This window comes from Microbacterium sp., from assembly GCF_031988965.1.
In the GTDB taxonomy this organism is placed as follows: Bacteria; Actinomycetota; Actinomycetes; order Actinomycetales; family Microbacteriaceae; genus Microbacterium.
On record NZ_DALZXX010000001.1, the window covers coordinates 203,268 to 221,136 of the forward strand.

The 17,869-nt window shown below is 65.5% G+C and carries 18 protein-coding genes; 12 read left to right on the top strand and 6 right to left on the bottom strand.

Annotation, left to right across the window (positions count from 1 at the left end; translation table 11 throughout):
• Positions 1–5 precede the first annotated feature (5 nt).
• From RTM68_RS01070 to lnt, 7 genes are read left to right on the top strand one after another with little or no spacing between them, the layout of a single operon-like run.
• Complete coding sequence (locus RTM68_RS01070) at positions 6–917, top strand: hypothetical protein (protein WP_312167533.1); 912 nt, start codon at positions 6–8, stop codon at positions 915–917.
• Positions 917–1,906 (top strand): WYL domain-containing protein, encoded by a 990-nt coding sequence (locus tag RTM68_RS01075; protein WP_312167534.1) that lies wholly within the window; start codon positions 917–919, stop codon positions 1,904–1,906. Before RTM68_RS01070 ends, RTM68_RS01075 begins: the two co-directional genes overlap by 1 nt.
• Positions 1,906–2,895: a WYL domain-containing protein gene (locus RTM68_RS01080; RefSeq protein ID WP_312167536.1), complete on the top strand. Its 990-nt coding sequence runs from the start codon at positions 1,906–1,908 to the stop codon at positions 2,893–2,895. The genes RTM68_RS01075 and RTM68_RS01080 overlap by 1 nt, the downstream gene beginning before the upstream one ends.
• A gap of 26 nt (positions 2,896–2,921) precedes the next feature.
• On the top strand, positions 2,922–3,182 hold the full coding sequence (gene tatA / locus RTM68_RS01085; protein ID WP_312167538.1) for a Sec-independent protein translocase subunit TatA: 261 nt from the start codon (positions 2,922–2,924) through the stop codon (positions 3,180–3,182).
• A 54-nt stretch (positions 3,183–3,236) separates the two neighbouring features.
• Positions 3,237–3,995: a twin-arginine translocase subunit TatC gene (gene tatC, locus RTM68_RS01090; protein WP_312167700.1), complete on the top strand. Its 759-nt coding sequence runs from the start codon at positions 3,237–3,239 to the stop codon at positions 3,993–3,995.
• On the top strand, positions 3,992–6,466 hold the full coding sequence (locus RTM68_RS01095; RefSeq protein WP_312167540.1) for a DEAD/DEAH box helicase: 2,475 nt from the start codon (positions 3,992–3,994) through the stop codon (positions 6,464–6,466). Before tatC ends, RTM68_RS01095 begins: the two co-directional genes overlap by 4 nt.
• A gap of 12 nt (positions 6,467–6,478) precedes the next feature.
• Positions 6,479–8,002 (top strand): apolipoprotein N-acyltransferase, encoded by a 1,524-nt coding sequence (lnt, locus tag RTM68_RS01100; RefSeq protein WP_312167542.1) that lies wholly within the window; start codon positions 6,479–6,481, stop codon positions 8,000–8,002.
• Here lnt and RTM68_RS01105 read toward each other — a convergent pair whose 3' ends face one another.
• The 4 genes from RTM68_RS01105 to RTM68_RS01120 all read right to left on the bottom strand — a co-directional run bounded on the left by RTM68_RS01105 (position 8,003) and on the right by RTM68_RS01120 (position 10,692).
• Positions 8,003–8,386 carry an RNA polymerase-binding protein RbpA gene (locus RTM68_RS01105; protein ID WP_312167544.1) on the bottom strand — a complete coding sequence of 128 codons (384 nt, stop codon included), beginning with the start codon at positions 8,384–8,386 and terminating at the stop codon, positions 8,003–8,005.
• Positions 8,387–8,512: 126 nt separating this feature from the next.
• Positions 8,513–9,286 (bottom strand): glycerophosphodiester phosphodiesterase family protein, encoded by a 774-nt coding sequence (locus RTM68_RS01110; RefSeq protein WP_312167545.1) that lies wholly within the window; start codon positions 9,284–9,286, stop codon positions 8,513–8,515.
• Entirely contained in the window at positions 9,283–10,209 is a 927-nt protein-coding gene (locus RTM68_RS01115; protein WP_312167546.1) for an SPFH domain-containing protein, read from the bottom strand. Before RTM68_RS01115 ends, RTM68_RS01110 begins: the two co-directional genes overlap by 4 nt.
• Positions 10,210–10,218: 9 nt before the next feature.
• On the bottom strand, positions 10,219–10,692 hold the full coding sequence (locus RTM68_RS01120; RefSeq protein ID WP_194763868.1) for an NfeD family protein: 474 nt from the start codon (positions 10,690–10,692) through the stop codon (positions 10,219–10,221).
• A 120-nt stretch (positions 10,693–10,812) separates the two neighbouring features.
• On the opposite strand from RTM68_RS01120, the gene RTM68_RS01125 reads away from it, so the two are divergent.
• A complete protein-coding gene (locus RTM68_RS01125) occupies positions 10,813–11,577 on the top strand; it encodes an SDR family oxidoreductase (RefSeq protein ID WP_312167548.1) in 765 nt (254 codons plus the stop codon).
• Positions 11,578–11,638: 61 nt separating this feature from the next.
• On the opposite strand, the gene RTM68_RS01130 is transcribed toward RTM68_RS01125, so the two are convergent.
• Positions 11,639–12,208 carry an HdeD family acid-resistance protein gene (locus RTM68_RS01130; RefSeq protein WP_194763870.1) on the bottom strand — a complete coding sequence of 190 codons (570 nt, stop codon included), beginning with the start codon at positions 12,206–12,208 and terminating at the stop codon, positions 11,639–11,641.
• 181 nt (positions 12,209–12,389) lie between these two features.
• Between RTM68_RS01130 and RTM68_RS01135 the strand changes: the two genes are divergently transcribed.
• Genes RTM68_RS01135 through RTM68_RS01145 form a run of 3 tightly spaced genes read left to right on the top strand, consistent with a single transcriptional unit; the run spans position 12,390 to position 15,577 of the window.
• Positions 12,390–12,788, top strand: a complete 399-nt coding sequence (locus tag RTM68_RS01135; RefSeq protein WP_312167702.1) for a helix-turn-helix transcriptional regulator — start codon at positions 12,390–12,392, stop codon at positions 12,786–12,788.
• Positions 12,789–12,792: 4 nt separating this feature from the next.
• On the top strand, positions 12,793–13,203 hold the full coding sequence (locus RTM68_RS01140) for a VOC family protein (protein ID WP_194763871.1): 411 nt from the start codon (positions 12,793–12,795) through the stop codon (positions 13,201–13,203).
• A gap of 25 nt (positions 13,204–13,228) precedes the next feature.
• Entirely contained in the window at positions 13,229–15,577 is a 2,349-nt protein-coding gene (locus RTM68_RS01145; RefSeq protein WP_312167551.1) for an excinuclease ABC subunit UvrA, read from the top strand.
• A gap of 9 nt (positions 15,578–15,586) precedes the next feature.
• Here the strand turns inward: RTM68_RS01145 and RTM68_RS01150 are convergent, their stop codons facing one another.
• Complete coding sequence (locus tag RTM68_RS01150) at positions 15,587–16,432, bottom strand: class I SAM-dependent methyltransferase (RefSeq protein ID WP_312167552.1); 846 nt, start codon at positions 16,430–16,432, stop codon at positions 15,587–15,589.
• Between the two features lie 353 nt (positions 16,433–16,785).
• On the opposite strand from RTM68_RS01150, the gene RTM68_RS01155 reads away from it, so the two are divergent.
• Positions 16,786–17,868, top strand: a complete 1,083-nt coding sequence (locus tag RTM68_RS01155) for a tyrosine-type recombinase/integrase (protein WP_312167554.1) — start codon at positions 16,786–16,788, stop codon at positions 17,866–17,868.
• Position 17,869 lies beyond the last annotated feature (1 nt).

Consider the following 17,869-nt stretch of genomic DNA (forward strand, 5'->3'; position numbering starts at 1 on the left):
AGCGCGTGCGTAAAACGTCCGCCGTTCTGGCCACTCTCAGCCTCGCCGTCCTCGCTCTGACCGGGTGCACTGCGGCACCGACGTTCGCCGGCGCGGCCTGCGATCGCTCTGGTTCGTCGAGCGTCGCTGACTCCGTGACGGTCGAGGGTGACCTCGGTGAGACTCCCGACGTCACGGTGTTCTCCCCGGTGAAGTCATCGTCCACCTCGTTCTCCGATGCGGTCGTCGGCGACGGCGAGACGCTGACGACCTCGGTCCAGCCCCTGGTGCTCGACATCACGTTCTACGGTGGCGACAGCGGCGACAAGCTCTACGAGTCGGAGTACAACGGCGATCTCAGCCGCGTGCACAACATCGCCTACTGGGCCCAGCGGTCGCCGGGGCTCGAGTCGGTGCTCGAGTGCGCGACCGGCGGTACGCGCACCGTCGCCGTACTGACGCCCGAGGACTTCGGCGAGACCAACGTCGAGGCGTTCGGGCTTGCCGACGGTGAGAACGTCGTCGCAGTCATCGATGTCCTCGACGTGCACCTCGCCAAGGCCGAAGGCGCCTCGCAGTTCAACGACGCGCGCGGTCTCCCGACGGTGGTGCGCGCTCCCGACGGAACCCCCGGAATCATCATTCCCGACAGCGCCGCTCCGACCTCGACGGTCACGCAGACGCTGATCGAGGGAGACGGAGCGAAGGTCGAGAAGGACTCGGTCGTCGTGACGAACATCATGGCCGTCGGGTGGGACGACAAGACCGTCGTCTCGAGCACCTGGGGTGCCGAGCCCAACATCGGCATCGCAGCCAAGGAACTCGTCGGCGCGACCGTCGGCTCTCAGTTGCTCGTCGTGGCCCCCGGGGCCGAGGGTGCTTCTGCGACCGCCATCGTCGTCGACATCCTGGGGACCGTTCCCGTTCCGGAGCAGTGATGGCGACCCGGATTCCCGCGGAGGAGCGCCTGACGAATCTCGTCGTGGCGCTCATGGCCACGGAGATCGGGTTGACCAAGCAGCAGATCCTCGACAACGTCTCGGGATACCGCCAGCGCGCGGATGCCGGCGCGAGGTCGGACGCACTCGAGAAGATGTTCGAGCGTGACAAGGACGAGCTCCGCACGCTCGGCGTGCCCGTCGAGACCATCGGCGATCCCGCAGATCCGAACGACCTGCGAGAGGCTCGCTACCGTATTCCCCAGGCGGAATACGACCTACCTGACGACATCGTCTTCTCTCCGGCGGAACTGGCTGTGCTGCAGCTGGCCGGAAGCGTATGGAGCGCAGAGTCCGCGTCGGGCGACGCCAAGGCCGGCGTCCGGAAGATCCGAGCCCTCGGTATCGACGGCGACGAGCCCATCATCGGCTTCGCGCCGCGCATCACCGCACGGGATGCCGCATTTCCCCAGCTGCAAGAGGCGATCGAGAAGTGCCGGGTGGTCGTCTTCGACTACCTGAAGCCCGGGGAGCAGACTCCGCGCCGGAGAAGCATCCGTCCGCTCGCGCTCGTCGACTACGAGGCACGCTGGCATGTCTACGGCGTGGACGTCGACATCGACGCCGACCGCATGTTCCTGCTCAGTCGTATCGTCGGTGACGTGCGCGTGACCGCGACGTCGTTCGCTGCCGAACTCCGTGAGGGAGCGGGGGAGCGAGCTCTGTCCGGCCTCGAGAAGGTGGCTGCACAGAACGCCGCACTGCTCGAGGTCACTCCGGGAACCGAGGCGGCCCTGCGGCTCGGGCGCCGAGCCGCGCCCGCGAAGCAGGGCATAAAGGTGCCTTTCGTCGACCTGCACATCCTCGCCGACGAGCTCGCCTCTTACGGCCCTGAGGTTCGCGTCGTCGAGCCTGCCGCGCTGCGTGACGCGGTGATCGCCAGGCTCACCGCCGTCGTCGCCGCGAACTCTGATCAGGGGGATTCCTGATGAGTGCTCAGTCGAAGCCGCTGTTGGCCTCGGATCGTGTTCGGGTCTACCTCACGCTCGTGCCGTATCTGCTCGAACTCGGTCAGGTGTCGCTCGCTGAAGCCGCCGAGGAGTTCGGGGTGACCCCGAACGAGATGCGTCAGATGGTCGAGAAGCTCACCGTCATCGGGCTGCCCGGTGACGCCGGTTTCTGGCAGCAGCCGCAGGAACTGTTCGACATCAACTGGGATCTCCTCGATCAGGAAGACGTCATCGAGATCACGAATGACGTCGCGCTTCGGCGAGTGCCGAGGTTCACCGCTCGCGAAGCAGCGGCTCTGCTGGCCGGTCTCCAGATGGTCGCGGCCGTCCCCGCGGTCTCGGACTCGGGACTCGTCAGCGGCCTGATCTCGAAGCTCTCCCGAGGTGCGGCGGATGCGCCCGCGGAGGTCGTGGTCGCGCCGAGCGCGGTCGACGAGGTGCGGCAGGTGGTCTCCCAGGCGGTTCAGCAGGGCGTCGCCGTCGCTTTCGCGTATCAGGCTCCAGATGCGGCGCCGACCACGCGCACCGTCGACCCCGTGCAGATCCTGATCACCAACGCGCAGTGGTACCTGCAGGGCTGGTGCCACATGCGCGAGGCCATGCGCACCTTCCACCTCGACCGCGTGAGCGACGCCCGCCTCACCGACATCCCGATCACGCACGCCGGCGATCAGGTGCCGGAGGCCTTCAGCGCGATCGATGAGGAAGGCGAGGTTCGTGTGCGGCTCCCCGAGCGAGTCGCTCCGCTCCTCGGCGACTTCCTCAGCTCGGATGACATGGTCATCGAGGACGGCATCGTCACGGCGAGACTGCGACTTGCGGATCCTCGGGGGATCAAACGCTTCGCCGGACGATTCGGGTGCGCTCTCGACGTGGTCGAGCCCGCGGTCGCCCGCACTGCCGCCCGGGAGTGGGCGGCGGCAGGACTCGCCCTCTACCGTGACCCGGACCACGGCGACGCCGGTTAGACTCTAGAAAACGACGAAGGAGAATCATGGGCGCTTTCGGTTGGCCACATCTGCTGATCATCCTCGCCGTCATCCTGCTGCTTTTCGGCGCGGCGAAGCTGCCGGCGCTGGCCAAGAGCCTCGGTCAGTCCGCCCGGGTCTTCAAGGGCGAGATGAAGGCTATGAAGAACGACGACGCTTCGGACGAGACGAACAAGGACGCGGCGTCTCCGCAGCAGTCCGTCGCTCCCGACACGACGGTGACGGCTCGCGACTCCGACCCGGGTCAGCCTCCTCGATCCGCCTGATCCGTGTCGGCTCTGGACTCCGCCGACCGACAGGCGCCGGGCCGCGACAAGCGGATGTCGCTCGGATCGCATCTGATCGAGCTCCGCAAGCGTCTGGTGTTCGCCGCGGCTGCTCTGGTGGTCGGCATGATCATCGCCTTCATCGTCACAGGGCCGATCATCGACCTTCTCTCGATCCCGATCCGCACGATCGCCGAGCAGCAGGGCAAAGAGTACGTCGGGCTCAACTTCACGACCGTGACGAGCGGTTTCGATCTGCGGATGCGCATCGCGTTCGCGATCGGTCTGCTGATCTCCGCCCCCGTCTGGCTCTGGCAGATCTGGGCGTTCATCATGCCTGGCCTCACGAAGAAGGAGACCCAGTACACCTGGGGATTCCTCGGCGCGGCGATCCCTCTCTTCTTCGGCGGGTGCACGGTCGCGTTCTTCGTGCTGCCGCACGTGATCGAGATCATGGCGGGGTTCGTCCCGCAGGGCATGGCGCAGTTCTTCGACTATTCGGCGTACTACGACTTCGTATTCAAGTTCCTCCTCGTGGTCGGCATCGCCTTCGTGCTTCCCGTGTTCCTCGTCGCGCTCAACCTTGCGGGGGTGATCTCGGGCAAGGAGATCCTGAAGGGATGGCGTGTCGCGATCCTCGTGTGCACGCTGTTCGCCGCGGTGACCACGCCCCCCGCCGATGTGTTCTCGATGCTGCTGCTCATGGGCGCGATGATCGTGCTCTACTTCGCGGCGACGCTGGTCTCGATGCTCTTCGACCGTCGTAAGCGCAAACTCGACAGTGCCGCGGGTGTCGTGCCCGACGCCGCATGAGTTCTCCGTCCGAGCGGTATGCAGCGGCCCGAGCCGCTGCCGGCAACCCGGAGACCGCCGCATTCGCCGCGAAGCAGCGGTTCGAGCTCGATCCGTTCCAGATCGAGGGGTGCCACGCGCTCGAGCGCGGGAACAGCGTTCTCGTGGCAGCCCCCACCGGTGCCGGCAAGACCATCGTGGGCGAGTTCGCGATTCATCTGGCGATGCAGACGCCGCGCGACAAGGCGTTCTACACGACTCCGATGAAAGCGCTGTCGAATCAGAAGTTCCGCGAGCTCGTCGACGTCTACGGGCCCGACGACGTGGGATTGCTCACCGGTGACACGAACATCAACGGCAACGCTCGCATCGTCGTGATGACCACCGAAGTCCTGCGCAACATGATCTACGCCGACTCCGCGGCCCTGCGTGATCTGCGTTTCGTCGTGATGGACGAGGTCCACTACCTCGCCGACCGTTTCCGCGGCGCGGTGTGGGAAGAGGTCATCATCCATCTGCCGCAGCACGTGCGGCTCGTCTCGCTCAGCGCCACCGTGTCGAATGCAGAAGAGTTCGGCGACTGGCTCGACACCGTGCGCGGCGATACCGACGTCATCGTGTCGGAGATCCGCCCGGTTCCTCTCGAGCAGCATGTGCTCGTGCGGGACGATCTGCTTCCGCTGTTCGACGATCGCGCAGGTCTCGCGACGGCCAAGGTGAACCAGGAGCTGATGCGCATCCGGTCGTTCACCGGTTCGAACTACGACAGCAACCGCGAGGCACAGGCCTACCGCAGCAATCGACATGCCGGCAGGCAGGCCCAGCGGCCGCCGCGCGGTGGCCGCCGTCCCGTCCGCTCGGCCAACGTGCGACGCATCGAACGACTCGACCGCCCGGACGTCATCCAGTTGCTGGAACGAGCGAATCTCCTGCCCGCAATCTTCTTCATCTTCAGCCGCGTCGGATGCGATGCGGCGGTCCAGCAGGTCCGCCGATCGGGTCTCCGCCTCACCTCCCACGAGGAGCGCGAGGAGATCCGGGCGATCGTCGAGGAACGCACCCGCACTCTGCAGGAGGAGGACCTCGGAGTCCTCGGCTACTGGGAGTGGCTCGACAATCTCGAGCGCGGTGTGGCCGCGCATCATGCAGGCCTCCTGCCGGCCTTCAAGGAGGTCGTCGAGGAGCTCTACCAGCGAAAGCTCGTCAAGGTGGTCTTCGCGACCGAGACGCTGGCTCTCGGAATCAACATGCCCGCGCGGACCGTGGTGCTCGAGAAGATGGAGAAGTTCAACGGGGAGGCCCGCGTCGCCATCACCTCAGGCGAGTACACGCAGCTGACCGGCCGTGCCGGACGCCGCGGAATCGATGTCGAGGGACACGCTGTGGTGCAGTGGACCGAGGGCATGGACCCGCAGGCGGTCGCCGCCCTGGCATCTCGTCGCACCTATCCTCTGAACTCGAGCTTCAGACCGACCTACAACATGGCGGTGAACCTCATCGACCTGTTCGGCAAGCCGCGCGCGCGTGAGGTTCTCGAGTCCTCGTTCGCGCAGTTCCAGGCTGACCGAGCGGTGGTCGGTCTCGCGCGTCAGGTGCGCGAGGCCGAGGTGTCGCTCGAGGGCTATGCGGCCTCCATGGTATGCGAGCACGGCGATTTCATGGACTACGCGGCCATCCGCCGCGAGCTCAGCGATCTCGAGAAGAAGAACCGTCAGGACTCGAATGCCCCGCGCGTGGCGCGGGAGAAGCGACTGAAGCAGATCCAGAATCTGCGCACGAGGATGCAGCGGCACGGATGCCATCGCTGTCCCGATCGGGAGGCGCACGCGCGCTGGGCCGAGCGCTACTGGAAGCTGAAGCGGCAGACGGATCGCATCCGCCGTCAGATCGGGAACCGCACGGGCACCGTCGCTCGTGTGTTCGATCGCGTGGTCGAGGTGCTGGAGACGCTGGACTACCTGCACCGCGACGGCAGCGAGATGTCGCTCACCGCGGCCGGACGCACGATGCGCAGGATCTACGGCGAGCGCGACCTCCTCATCGCGGAGTCTCTGCGCCAGGGGCTCTGGCAGGGCTTGGATGCTCCGTCGCTCGCCGCCATGGCGTGCTGTCTGGTCTACGAGCCCCGACGCGATGAGGCGAACTCGGGGGAGAGGGGTCTGCCCCGAGGAGCGTTCCGCAGCGCGTACGAGAAGACCACCACCCTGTGGGCTGAGCTCGACGATCTCGAGAAGGAGCATCACCTGCCCGGCTCCGAGCCGCTGGCGGCCGGGCTCGCCGGCGCCATGCATTCGTGGGCCCGCGGGGCATCGCTCGACAGAGTCCTCATCGACGCGGACATGGCGGCGGGGGACTTCGTCCGGTGGACCAAGCAGACGATCGATCTTCTGGACCAGCTCTCGATCGTCGCCGAGGACTCCGTGCTCGCGAGGAACGCACGTACCGCCCTCGACGGAGTGCGTCGCGGAATCGTCGCCTACTCCTCGATGTGAGAGACAGGGTCGATGACTGAGTCCCGCGCGCGTCAGCGCCCTCTTCTCCCGCTGTGGGCGGCCACCGTCAGCGCAGCGCTCTCCGCGCTCCTCATGGATCTCGCCTACCCTGACGTGGCGATCTGGGTTCTTGCCTTCCCTGCGACGGCGTTGCTGCTCCTGAGCCTCATCGGGCGTCGCGCCGGGGGCGCGCTCCTGGTCGGTGCGGTCTACGGCGTGCTCTTCTTCGGTCTGCTGGTGTCATGGACCTCGCGATACCTCGGTCCCGTGCCGTGGGCCGCCCTGAGCATCCTCGAGGGAGTGCTCACAGCCGCGGCGCTGATCACGATCACGCTGGCGTACCGATGGATACCGAAGGCCGTTCCCGGCCGCTGGGGGCGTCTTCTGCTGCTTCCGGCAGTCATCGCGGCTCTGTGGGTCGGTCGAGAGGTGTTCGTCGGCTCCTGGCCCTATGGCGGCTTTCCCTGGGCACGTCTCGGCATGAGCCAGGCCCAGAGTCCGCTCGCCCACGTCGTCTCATGGGTGGGTGTCAGCGGGCTCAGCTTCCTGATGGTGTTCCTCGTCGCACTCGTCATCGAGATCGTCCGGACGAGGGCATGGCGGCGTCCGCTCGCGTTGGCCGCTCCCGCGCTGGTGGTCGTCGTACTGCTGCTGACGCCCCTGTTCCCGACGACGGCCACGGGCGAGATGCGTATCGCGGCGGTGCAGGGGAACGGGCCCACCGGGTACTTCGACGAGCGTGAGCCCTACTCGGTGGTCCAGGCGCAGACCGAGGCGACAGCGCCTCTGGTGGGCGAGGACATCGACCTTCTGGTATGGCCCGAGGGTTCCCTCGACTACGACCCGTTCCAGTCGGAGGCGCTCGCGCGGCGGATGACGAATGTCGCGTCACGGATCGGGGCACCGCTACTCGCCAACGCCGCGACGGAACGGGACGGACAGTTCTTCAACACCTCGATGCTCTGGACGGAGGGCGGGACCGCCGACCAGATCCATGACAAGCGGCATCCGGTGCCGTTCGGCGAGTACGTTCCGGATCGTCCGTTCTTCAATGCTCTCGCCCCCGATCTCATCGGACTCCTGCAGCGCGACTACACTCCCGGAACCAACGCCCCTGTCGTCGATGTCGACGGCGTGATCGTCGGCCTCGCGATCTGCTTCGACGTGATCTACGACGATGTCGTCCGGACGGGGATCCAGGACGGTGCGCAGGTTCTGGTCTTCCAGACCAACAACGCCGACTTCCGTGGCACGGACGAGAACGTGCAGCAGCTCGCCTTCGCACGGATGCGCGCCATCGAGACCGGGCGCAGCGTCGTCAACGTCTCGACCGTCGGCACCAGCCAGATCATCCGAGCGGACGGATCCACCGTGTCGAGCCTCAACGCAGGTGAGGCCGGTGCGCTGCTCGAGGATGTCGAGCTTCGTACCGGCCTCACAGCGGGGGTCCTGCTGGGGTCCTGGGTGCAGCAGCTGCTGCTGTGGGGCGGGCTCGGCGCTCTTCTTATCGGGTGGTGGCGCGCCCGCCGACGCTGATCAGGCGCCGATCTTCTCGCGCGTCGGGTCTTCTCCCGCGCCACGGCGTGCGCGGATGAAGGCGAGCCGCTCTTCGAGCAGCTCTTCGAGTTCTGCCCGGGTACGACGCTCCATGAGCATGTCCCAGTGGGTGCGTGCGGCCTTGTCGTCCGTGGGCTCGAGCGTCACGGCCTGGCCGTCGACGTTGAGACGGGCGTCCGCGCCGCAGGAACGGCATTCCCAGGTCTGCGGCGGCTCTGCGTCAGCCGCGAACATCAGGTTCGTGACGTGGCCGCAGGTGTCACAGGTGTAGGTGGTTTCACGGCGCTCCATGAAAACGACGCCCTCTTCGCTCTGTAGGCTCTGGGCGCCGAGTCGGATGCCGCGCAGGCTGCGATCTGCCATTGTGTGGTCCTCTCGTCGCTGTCAGGTATAACGCTCCAGCCTGTGCGCTTCATCCATACGGCGGCGTTCTACGCCCTATTCACAGCGGAATCCCAGCGCGAACGCGTATGCACGGCGCGCCGAACGTCAGCTGTGCAGCGCGGAGACGGCGAGGTCGGCGCGGTCGGTCACGATGCCGTCGACCCCCTGAGCGAGAAGCCGGCGCATGTGCTCGATGTCGTTGACGGTCCAGACGTGGACCTCGGTGCCATGACGATGGGCGGCTCGCACGAGGGCGGGCGTCAGCACGCGGACCGGTCCATGTCGTTCGGGAATCTGCAGCGCATCGATGCCCCGCAGAGTTCCGCCGACGGGCAGGCGCAGCGCAGAGCGAGCGCGAACGGCTGCGATGGTCCTGCTGCCTCCGGATGTCGCCGGGGGCAGATCAGCACCCGCGCGCAGGACCGCCGCGACTGTCGCTCGTCGATGTGAGTCCGTGAAGCTGGTCACCAGCACCCGACGGGTGTGCGGGGCGAGGATCGCTCCGAGAGGTTCCGCTGCGTCGGATGTCTTGACGTCGATGTTGAAGCGGGTTCTCGGGAACGCATCGATCGCGTCGGCGACCGTCAGCAGACCGCCGTGGTCGGCGAAGATCGCTGCGAGCTCGCGGGTGGACACCTGATCGACGCGACGCTCGTCGCCGGTCAGGCGTGTCAGCGTCGCGTCGTGGAACAGCACGACGTCGCCGGAGGCCGTCACTCGACAATCCGTCTCGATGTACTCCGCGCCGGCCGCGTGCGCGGCGGCGAATGCGGCCGCGGAGTTCTCCCAGACACCGGAGTCTTCGCCCGCCGCGGTGATGAGCCCGCGGTGGGCGAAGACTCGAGGGCGTGCGGTCTTCTCGAAGTACGGGTGCGTCACGCGCCCGGAGTGCCCGTAGGCGGCTGACCGGGCTTGGGAGTGAAGGCCGAGCCGATGCCCTTGAGCGCCTCGGTCAACTCGCTCGGGATGATCCAGAGCTTGCTCGATGAGCTCTCGCTGATCTTGGGCAGCATCTGAAGGTACTGGTACGCGAGGAGCTTGTCGTCGGGCTGACCCTGGTGGATCGCGGTGAAGACGTTCTGGATCGCCTCAGCCTCACCCTGCGCGCGGAGGACGGCGGCCTGCTTGTCACCCTCGGCCCGCAGGATCTCCGCCTGTCGACGGCCTTCGGCCTCGAGGATCTGGGATTGCTTCGATCCTTCGGCGGTGAGGATCGCGGCGCGACGGTCACGCTCGGCGCGCATCTGCTTCTCCATCGAGTCCTGGATCGAGACGGGCGGATCGATCGCCTTCAGCTCGACGCGACCGACACGGATTCCCCACTTGCCGGTCGCCTCGTCGAGGACGACACGGAGCTGGCCGTTGATGTTGTCGCGACTGGTCAGCGCCTCTTCGAGGTTGAGTCCACCGACCACGTTGCGAAGCGTCGTCGTGGTGAGCTGTTCGACAGCACCCAGGTAGTTGGCGATCTCGTACGTCGCGGCACGAGCATCCGTCACCTGGAAGTAGACCACCGTGTCGATCGAGACCACGAGGTTGTCCTCGGTGATCACCGGCTGAGGCGGGAACGAGACGACCTGCTCGCGCATGTCGATGAGTGGACGCAACCGGTCGATGAAGGGGACCAGGATGTTCAGGCCCGGTGTGAGCGTCTTGTGGTACCGACCGAGGCGTTCGACGACTCCCGCCGTGGCCTGGGGGATGATGCGGATCGAGCGGGCCAGCGTGACCACCACGAAGATGATGATCGCGATGACGAGGATCCAGCCGATGGCTGCGGGGATGAACGAGGAGTCGTCCACGGGGTTCTCCTAGTCGTTGACGGGGCGGACGGTGGCGGTGGCGCCGTGGATCGCGATGACGGCGATCGGTGACCCCTGGGGGATCGGCACGGATCCGGCGGTGCGGGCGGTCCAGGTGTCGCCGTTGCTCAGCTTCGCCTGACCGGAGATCTGCGTGATGTCCTGCAGAGCGATACCGCGCAGGTCGACGAGCGCGTCCACGTTGGACTTCGTCGGGTCTTCACCGCGATGGAGACGTCTGATGAGAGGTGGTCGCAGGAAGAGGATGAAGAGCGCGGCAGCGGCGGCGGCGATGAGGACCTGCACCCAGACGGGGACCCCGACGAAATCGGTCACCAATCCGATCGCGCTGCCGAAGCTGAGCATGAGGAATGTGAAGTCGAGTGTCAGCATCTCGATCACGAGGAACAGGGCGATCAGAACGAGCCACCCGACCCACGCCCATTGGTCGATGAACTCGACGAATGTCGCGAAAGTGTCCATACGGCCTCCTTTGCGGTCAACCTATCACGCAGGCGGCGGCTCCTCCGGGCGCCGCGACGCCCGCTTGATAGTCTGAAAGGGCCGTGCGATCACGGCGCTTCACGTACTTGAGGAGTCACCGTGACCGACGTTCTTCCCGCAGGTTCTCTCGACGGCAAGGTCGCCCTTGTCACCGGTTCGTCGCGGGGGATCGGCGCCGACACCGTGCGGTACCTCGCTGAAGCGGGCGCCGACGTCGTCATCAACTACCGCAACAAGGCTCCGCGAGCCGAGAAGCTCGCCACTCAGCTTCGTGAGCTCGGTCGCCGTGTACTCGTGGTGGCGGCGGACCTCACGGACCCGGCGTCCGTGGGCGAGATGTTCGACGCCGTGAAGGCCGAGTTCGGTCGGCTCGACGTGCTGGTGCTGAACGCCTCCGGAGGCATGGAGTCCGGAATGGCCGCGGATTACGCCCTCACGCTCAATCGCGACGCCCAGCTCAACGTCCTCGACGCGGCGACTCCTCTGCTCTCCGAAGGCTCTCGTGTCGTCTTCGTGACCAGCCACCAGGCGCACTTCATCCGCACGACGCCGACGATGCCCGAGTACGAGCCCGTGGCTCTGTCGAAGCGCGCCGGCGAGGATGCGCTGCGCGAGCGCATCCCTGCGCTGGCCGAGCAGGGGATCGGCTTCACGGTCGTCTCGGGCGACATGATCGAGGGAACGATCACGGCGACGCTTCTCGAGCGTGCGAATCCCGGCGCGATCGCCGAGCGACGCGAGTCGGCGGGCAAGCTGTACAACGTCTCGGAGTTCGCGGCCGAGGTCGCCCGGTCGGCCGTCGACGCGGTTCCGGCCGACAACACCCGTCTCGTGGGCGACGTCAGCGGTTTCGCCGCAGAGTGATCCTGAGATGACGAAGGCGCCCCGTCCGAACGGACGGGGCGCCTTCGTCATCTGTCGGGCGTCAGATCGACTTCGACGCCTTGCCGATCGTGATCGCACGCACGATCTGCACGATGCCGAGCACGACCAGCGAGATGCCGAACACGAGCCACAGCACCGCCGCGGCGTACAGCGGCGAGAAGAGAACGACGATACCGGCGATGATGCTCAGCAGGGCATAGAGGAGCGTCCAGACGCGCGAGCCGTCCTGACCGAGCAGGGTGAGCGAGACGACGCCGTCGACGATCCAGCTGATGCCGATGAAGATCACGACGACGAGTGCGAGCGTCGCGGCTGCGGCGCCGAGGTTGGCGAACGCGATGACGCCCGCGACGATGTAGAGCACGCCGAGGGCGATGTGGCCGACGCGCGCCCATCCGCCCTTCTTGTGCGAGAAGATGCCGAGACCGATGTACACGAGACCGGCGATGACCAGGTACGTCGCGAAGATGCCGGTGACGATGACAGCGGACTTCACCGGCCACACGAGGAGCACGATGCCGGCGATCAGCGCGATGACGCCGGAGACGGCGAGCGTGATGCGGATGGACTTGAACAGTGACTTCGCCTCTGCGGCGATCGAATCAGACATGGGTGGGGAGCCTTTCTGAGAAATCCCTGTGAAGGGATGCTCACAGAGTAGCGTCCTGCGCGCGGGAGTGGGGGATGACGCTCTGTGATGGTCTCGCGGGTTCATCTCGCGACGTCCGCGGACATGGGACTATCTATCCGTGACACCTGACACCGACGCTCGCATCCGCGAGCTCATCACGATGCGGAAGGTCCGAGACCGCATCGACCGGGAGTACGCGAGGCCGCTCGACGTCGAAGCCCTCGCTCAGGGCGTGCACATGTCTGCCGGACACCTGAGCCGCTGTTTTCGCGAAGCGTACGGAGAGTCGCCGTACTCGTATCTGATGACGCGACGGATCGAACGAGCCATGGCTCTGCTGCGTCGAGGCGACCTGTCAGTGACCGAGGTCTGCTTCGAAGTGGGCAGTTCGTCGCTCGGCACCTTCAGCACGCGATTCACAGAGCTCGTCGGTGTCCCACCTGGGGTGTACCGTGAACGCGCCGCGAATGTCGACGGCATCCCGACGTTCCACGCCAAGCAGGTCATCAGACCGATCAGGAATCAAGAAGCACCCCGCACTGACGCGAACCTAACCTGAACCCATGAAGATCAACATCCACTACGCATTCCTTCCGCACACCGACGCCGAAGCGGCACTCGGCTTCTATCGCGACGCCCTCGGCTTCGAGGTGCGCAACGACGTCGGATACGACGGGCTCCGCTGGCTGACCGTGGGTCCTGAGGGGCAACCCGAGACGTCGATCGTCCTGCACCCGCCGGCAACCGATCCCGGCATCACCGACTCCGAGCGTCAGACGATCCTCGAGCTGATCGCCAAAGGCAGCTACGGAGCGCTGACGCTCGCGAGCGACGATCTCGACGGCCTGTTCGAAAGACTGGTCGAGCAGGGCGCAGATGTGGTCCAGGAGCCCATGGACCAACCGTACGGCGTGCGCGACTGCGCCTTCCGTGATCCCGCAGGCAACCTTCTCCGTATCAATCAGGCCGGCTGACCGGCCGCGAACTCGAGGACCCACAATGACTCACGTCGCCGACGGCCATGATCTGATCCGTGTTCAGGGAGCCCGCGAGAACAATCTCAAAGAGGTCAGCGTCGACATTCCGAAGCGGCGGCTCACGGTGTTCACGGGCGTCTCCGGGTCGGGGAAGAGTTCGCTGGTCTTCGACACCATCGCCGCGGAGTCGCGGCGCATGATCGATGAGACGTACAGCGCCTTCGTGCAGGGCTTCATGCCCTCGGTGCCGCGACCCGACGTCGATGTGCTCGAGGGGCTCACGACGTCGATCATCGTCGATCAGGAGCGACTCGGAGCCAACCCGCGTTCCACGGTCGGCACGGTCACAGACGCGAACGCGATGCTGCGCATCCTGTTCAGCAAGCTCGGCCAGCCCTACATCGGCGGGCCGACGGCGTTCTCGTTCAACATCCCCACGCAGAAGGCAAGCGGCGTCATGACGGGGCCGAGTGGTGAGAAGAAGATCGTCAAGGACGCGATCTATCTCGGCGGCATGTGCCCGCGCTGCGAGGGCAGGGGAGCGGTCTCCGACCTGGACCTCGCTCAGATCGTCGACGAATCCAAGTCGCTCGACGAGGGCGCCATCATGGTGCCGGGGTACACCGCCGACGGCTGGATGGTGAAGGGGTTCTCCGCCTCGGGCTTCTACCCGGCGGACAAGCCGGTCTCCTCCTTCTCCGAGAAGCAGAGGCAGCTGTTCCTCTACGGCGAAGTCACGAAGGTCAAGATCTCGGGCATCAACATGACGTACGAGGGTCTGATCCCCAAGATCACCAAATCGATGCTCTCGAAGGATCTCGATGCGCTGCAGCCGCACATCCGGGCGTTCGTCGAGCGCGTCGCCACCTTCGCCACCTGCCCGGAGTGCGACGGCACCCGACTGACCGAGGGCGCGCGCTCCTCGAAGATCGACGGGTTCAGCATCGCCGACGCGTGCCGGATGCAGGTGACCGACCTCGCCGCGTGGGTGCGAGATCTCGAGCTTCCCGGCGCCGCACCGCTGCTCGAGGCGCTGAGCGCGAATCTCGACGCGTTCGTCACACTCGGACTCGGATACCTGAGTCTCGAGCGCCCGTCGGGCACGCTGTCCGGGGGAGAGGCGCAGCGCATCAAGATGCTCCGCCACCTCGGTTCGTCGCTGACCGATGTGACCTACGTCTTCGACGAGCCCACGATCGGTCTGCACCCGCACGACATCCAGCGCATGAACACCCTGCTGCTGCGCCTTCGGGACAAGGGCAACACCGTGCTCGTCGTGGAGCACAAGCCCGAGACCATCGCGATCGGCGACCACGTCGTCGACCTCGGTCCCGGCGCAGGCAGCGCAGGAGGAGAGATCTGCTTCGAGGGCACTGTCGAGGGACTGAAGGCCAGCGGCACCCGAACGGGAGAGCATCTCGACGACCGTGCTGCTCTCAAGCCTTCGGTGCGCGAGAGCGACGGAGCGATCGAGGTGCGCGGGGCCACGGCGAACAACCTCCAGGACGTGGACGTCGACATCCCCACCGGTGTCCTCACCGTCATCACCGGCGTCGCAGGGTCGGGCAAGAGCTCACTCATCCACGGATCCGTGTCGAAGCGCGAAGGGGTCGTCGCGATCGATCAGGGGGCGATCAAGGGCTCGCGCCGCAGCAACCCCGCCACTTACACGGGCCTGCTGGAGCCGATCCGCAAGGCGTTCGCGAAGGCCAACGGCGTCAAGCCGGCTCTCTTCAGCGCGAACTCCGAAGGTGCGTGCCCGACGTGCAAGGGCGCGGGCGTCATCATCACCGAGCTCGGCTTCATGGACACCATCGAGACTCCCTGCGAGGACTGCGGCGGCAAGCGCTTCCAGGCTGCCGTCCTCGAGTACACGCTCGCCGGCAAGGACATCACGCAGGTGCTGGATCTGCCGGTCTCCGAGGCGCGTGTCTTCTTCTCCGAAGGGGATGCCAAGCTTCCCGCAGCGGCGGCGATCCTCGGACGCCTGGAAGACGTCGGTCTCGGATATCTCTCGCTCGGACAGCCGCTGTCGACGCTCTCCGGCGGAGAACGCCAGCGCATCAAGCTCGCCATTCAGATGGGGGAGAAGGGCGACACCTACGTTCTCGACGAGCCCACCACAGGTCTGCACCTGGCGGATGTGCAGAACATCCTCGGTCTGCTCGATCGGCTCGTGGAGTCCGGGAAGACCGTGATCGTCATCGAGCACCACCAGGCCGTGATGGCGCACGCGGACTGGATCATCGACATCGGTCCGGGAGCCGGCCATGACGGTGGACGAGTCGTCTTCGAGGGAAGGCCGGCGGATCTCGTAGCGGCGAAGTCGACGGTGACGGGGGAGCACCTCGCGGCCTACGTGGGCGCGTGAGTGCCCCGATCAGTCCTTGCGCGCGACGATCGTGTATGTGCAGGGAATGAGATCGCGCTCGGCGTGCGGCCAGGCATACCCACGGGGCACCTCGACCATTCGAGGGCTGAACCGCCAGGGCAGCGTCCGCCCTTCGTCGAAATGGATGATCTGCAGGCCTGCGCGCAGCAACGCGCCGAGGATCTCGGAGAGTGGATGCGGCCATTCGTACGTCCGAGAATGAGCGACTGTCCCGTCTCCGGCGTAGGTGGACTCGTCGTCCCACTGCTGTGCGCGACCGTCTCCGAAGTACGAGTACCTGGTCGTCATCAGCTCCGCATTCTCGTCGAGCGCGAGTAGTGCGGGATGGCCGTCGCGGATGAAGAACGTGCCGCCTGGGCGCAGCAGGGCGACGATCTGCGCCGCCCACCGGTCGAGATCCTGCAGCCAGCAGATCGTACCGATGCTCGTGTAGACGACATCGAAGTCGCCGGTCACCGCTGAGCGCGCGTCGAGAACGTCCGTTTCCACCCAGGTCGCATCGACCTGCACGCGCTCGGCCAGAGCGGCGGCGACACGCAACGCCGGTGCCGAGAAGTCGACGCCCGTGACGTGTGCGCCCGAGCGTGCCAGTGAGATCGTGTCGGTGCCGATGTGGCACTGCAGATGGCACAGGTCGAGGTCGGCCAGACTGTCACCGGGCAGGAATCGACGGAGTACCGGCAGGTCGTCGCTCACGACGTCACTGATGTGCTGGGGGTCATCGAACGCATCCAGTCCGTATGCGGCTTCATGCAGCGGCACCCGGTCGTCCCAGTTCTTCAGGTTGGCCTCGCGGGCGGCTTCCCAGTCGATCTCGATGTTGCTTCCGTTCACATCACGAGACTATCGAGCGCCCCGATCGAGGGTGATGCGTTATCGCCGATAATGCACATTATGTCAGTACGAAGACGACATATTCTCGGAAACTGCGAACTCGCCGGTGACCGCCCATCCCCCTTGCTGCGCTGGAGCTTGATCGCGAGTGCGCTTTGCTGGGCTGTTGATGGCGCGCTCAAATCCAGCCTAGTAGGCGCGGCACGAATCACTGAAAAGCCTGGTAAACGAGAAGAAAAACATCGCGGTTGTGTGCAATCGCGAATTATGCGAAACTTTCGCACATGTTGCGAAACCCTACAGATGACGATTCTCCCCAGCCTGCTCACGCCTCCGCGCTAGTTCCCCGTGGAATGGCGCTCTTCGACGAGGAGAATACGGTCTGGCGGGCCATGCTCGACGGATGGGCTGCTCAGCAGGTTTCGAGAAACCTCGCCGCCTCCACCATCAGGCAACGGCGCGAGGTTGCGAACCGATTCCAGCGGTTCTCAGAGAACTACCCATGGGCGTGGACAGTGCAACAGGTGGACAACTTCTTCCTCGAGCTCCGCACGATCAAAAATTCCGCCCACACCACAGTGCTTGGATACCAGAATGCGCTTCGTGGGTTCATCGATTACCTGACGGACGATGCCTATGGGTGGGTTGAGGAATGCATCAACCGGTTCGGGCAGCATCCCGCCCAGGTGTTCCACGAATGGAATACCGCCCGCCATGTCCAGAGCGGGATGGCAAGTCCCAGCAAACGAGCGTACACGCGCGAAGAACTCGAGGATCTTTTCGACTGTGCGGATGACCGGGTCGAGCGCATTCGACGATCCAATTCGAAAGGATGGATCCCGGCGTTCCGCACTGCGACCATCATGAAGACGGCTTATGCCTGGGGGCTGCGACGCAATGAAGTTCGAATGCTCGATCTGGTTGACTTGGCCATGAATCCCCGCGCGCGTCAGTTCGGAAGTCTAGGCATCGTCTACGTACGTTTCGGTAAAGCGATGAAGGGTTCGCCGCCGAAGAGGCGGGCGGTTCTCACTCTCCCCGAGTTCTCCTGGGCGAAAGAATGTCTTGAGGAGTGGATCCACGAGGTTCGGCCGCTCGCCACCACGGTTCGATCGACGACCCTGTGGCCAAGCGAACGCGGAAACCGGATGGCTCCGATTGAGGCTGATTCTCTTAGCCGCTCGTTCAGCATGGTACGGCGGGAAGCCGGGCTGAATGAGGGCCTCGACTTTCACTCGCTGCGCCGCTCGTACGTTACGCATCTGGTGGAACTTGGTTACGACTTGCGCTTCATCCAAGAGCAAGTGGGGCATGAACACGCATCCACGACAGGCATCTACACTCACACTTCGCCCGACTATCGTGCAAGAGTCGTTGATGACGCGATTGCAAGAGCTGCTGAGGACGCTATGCGTCCGCCAGATCAAGAGGAGTAGT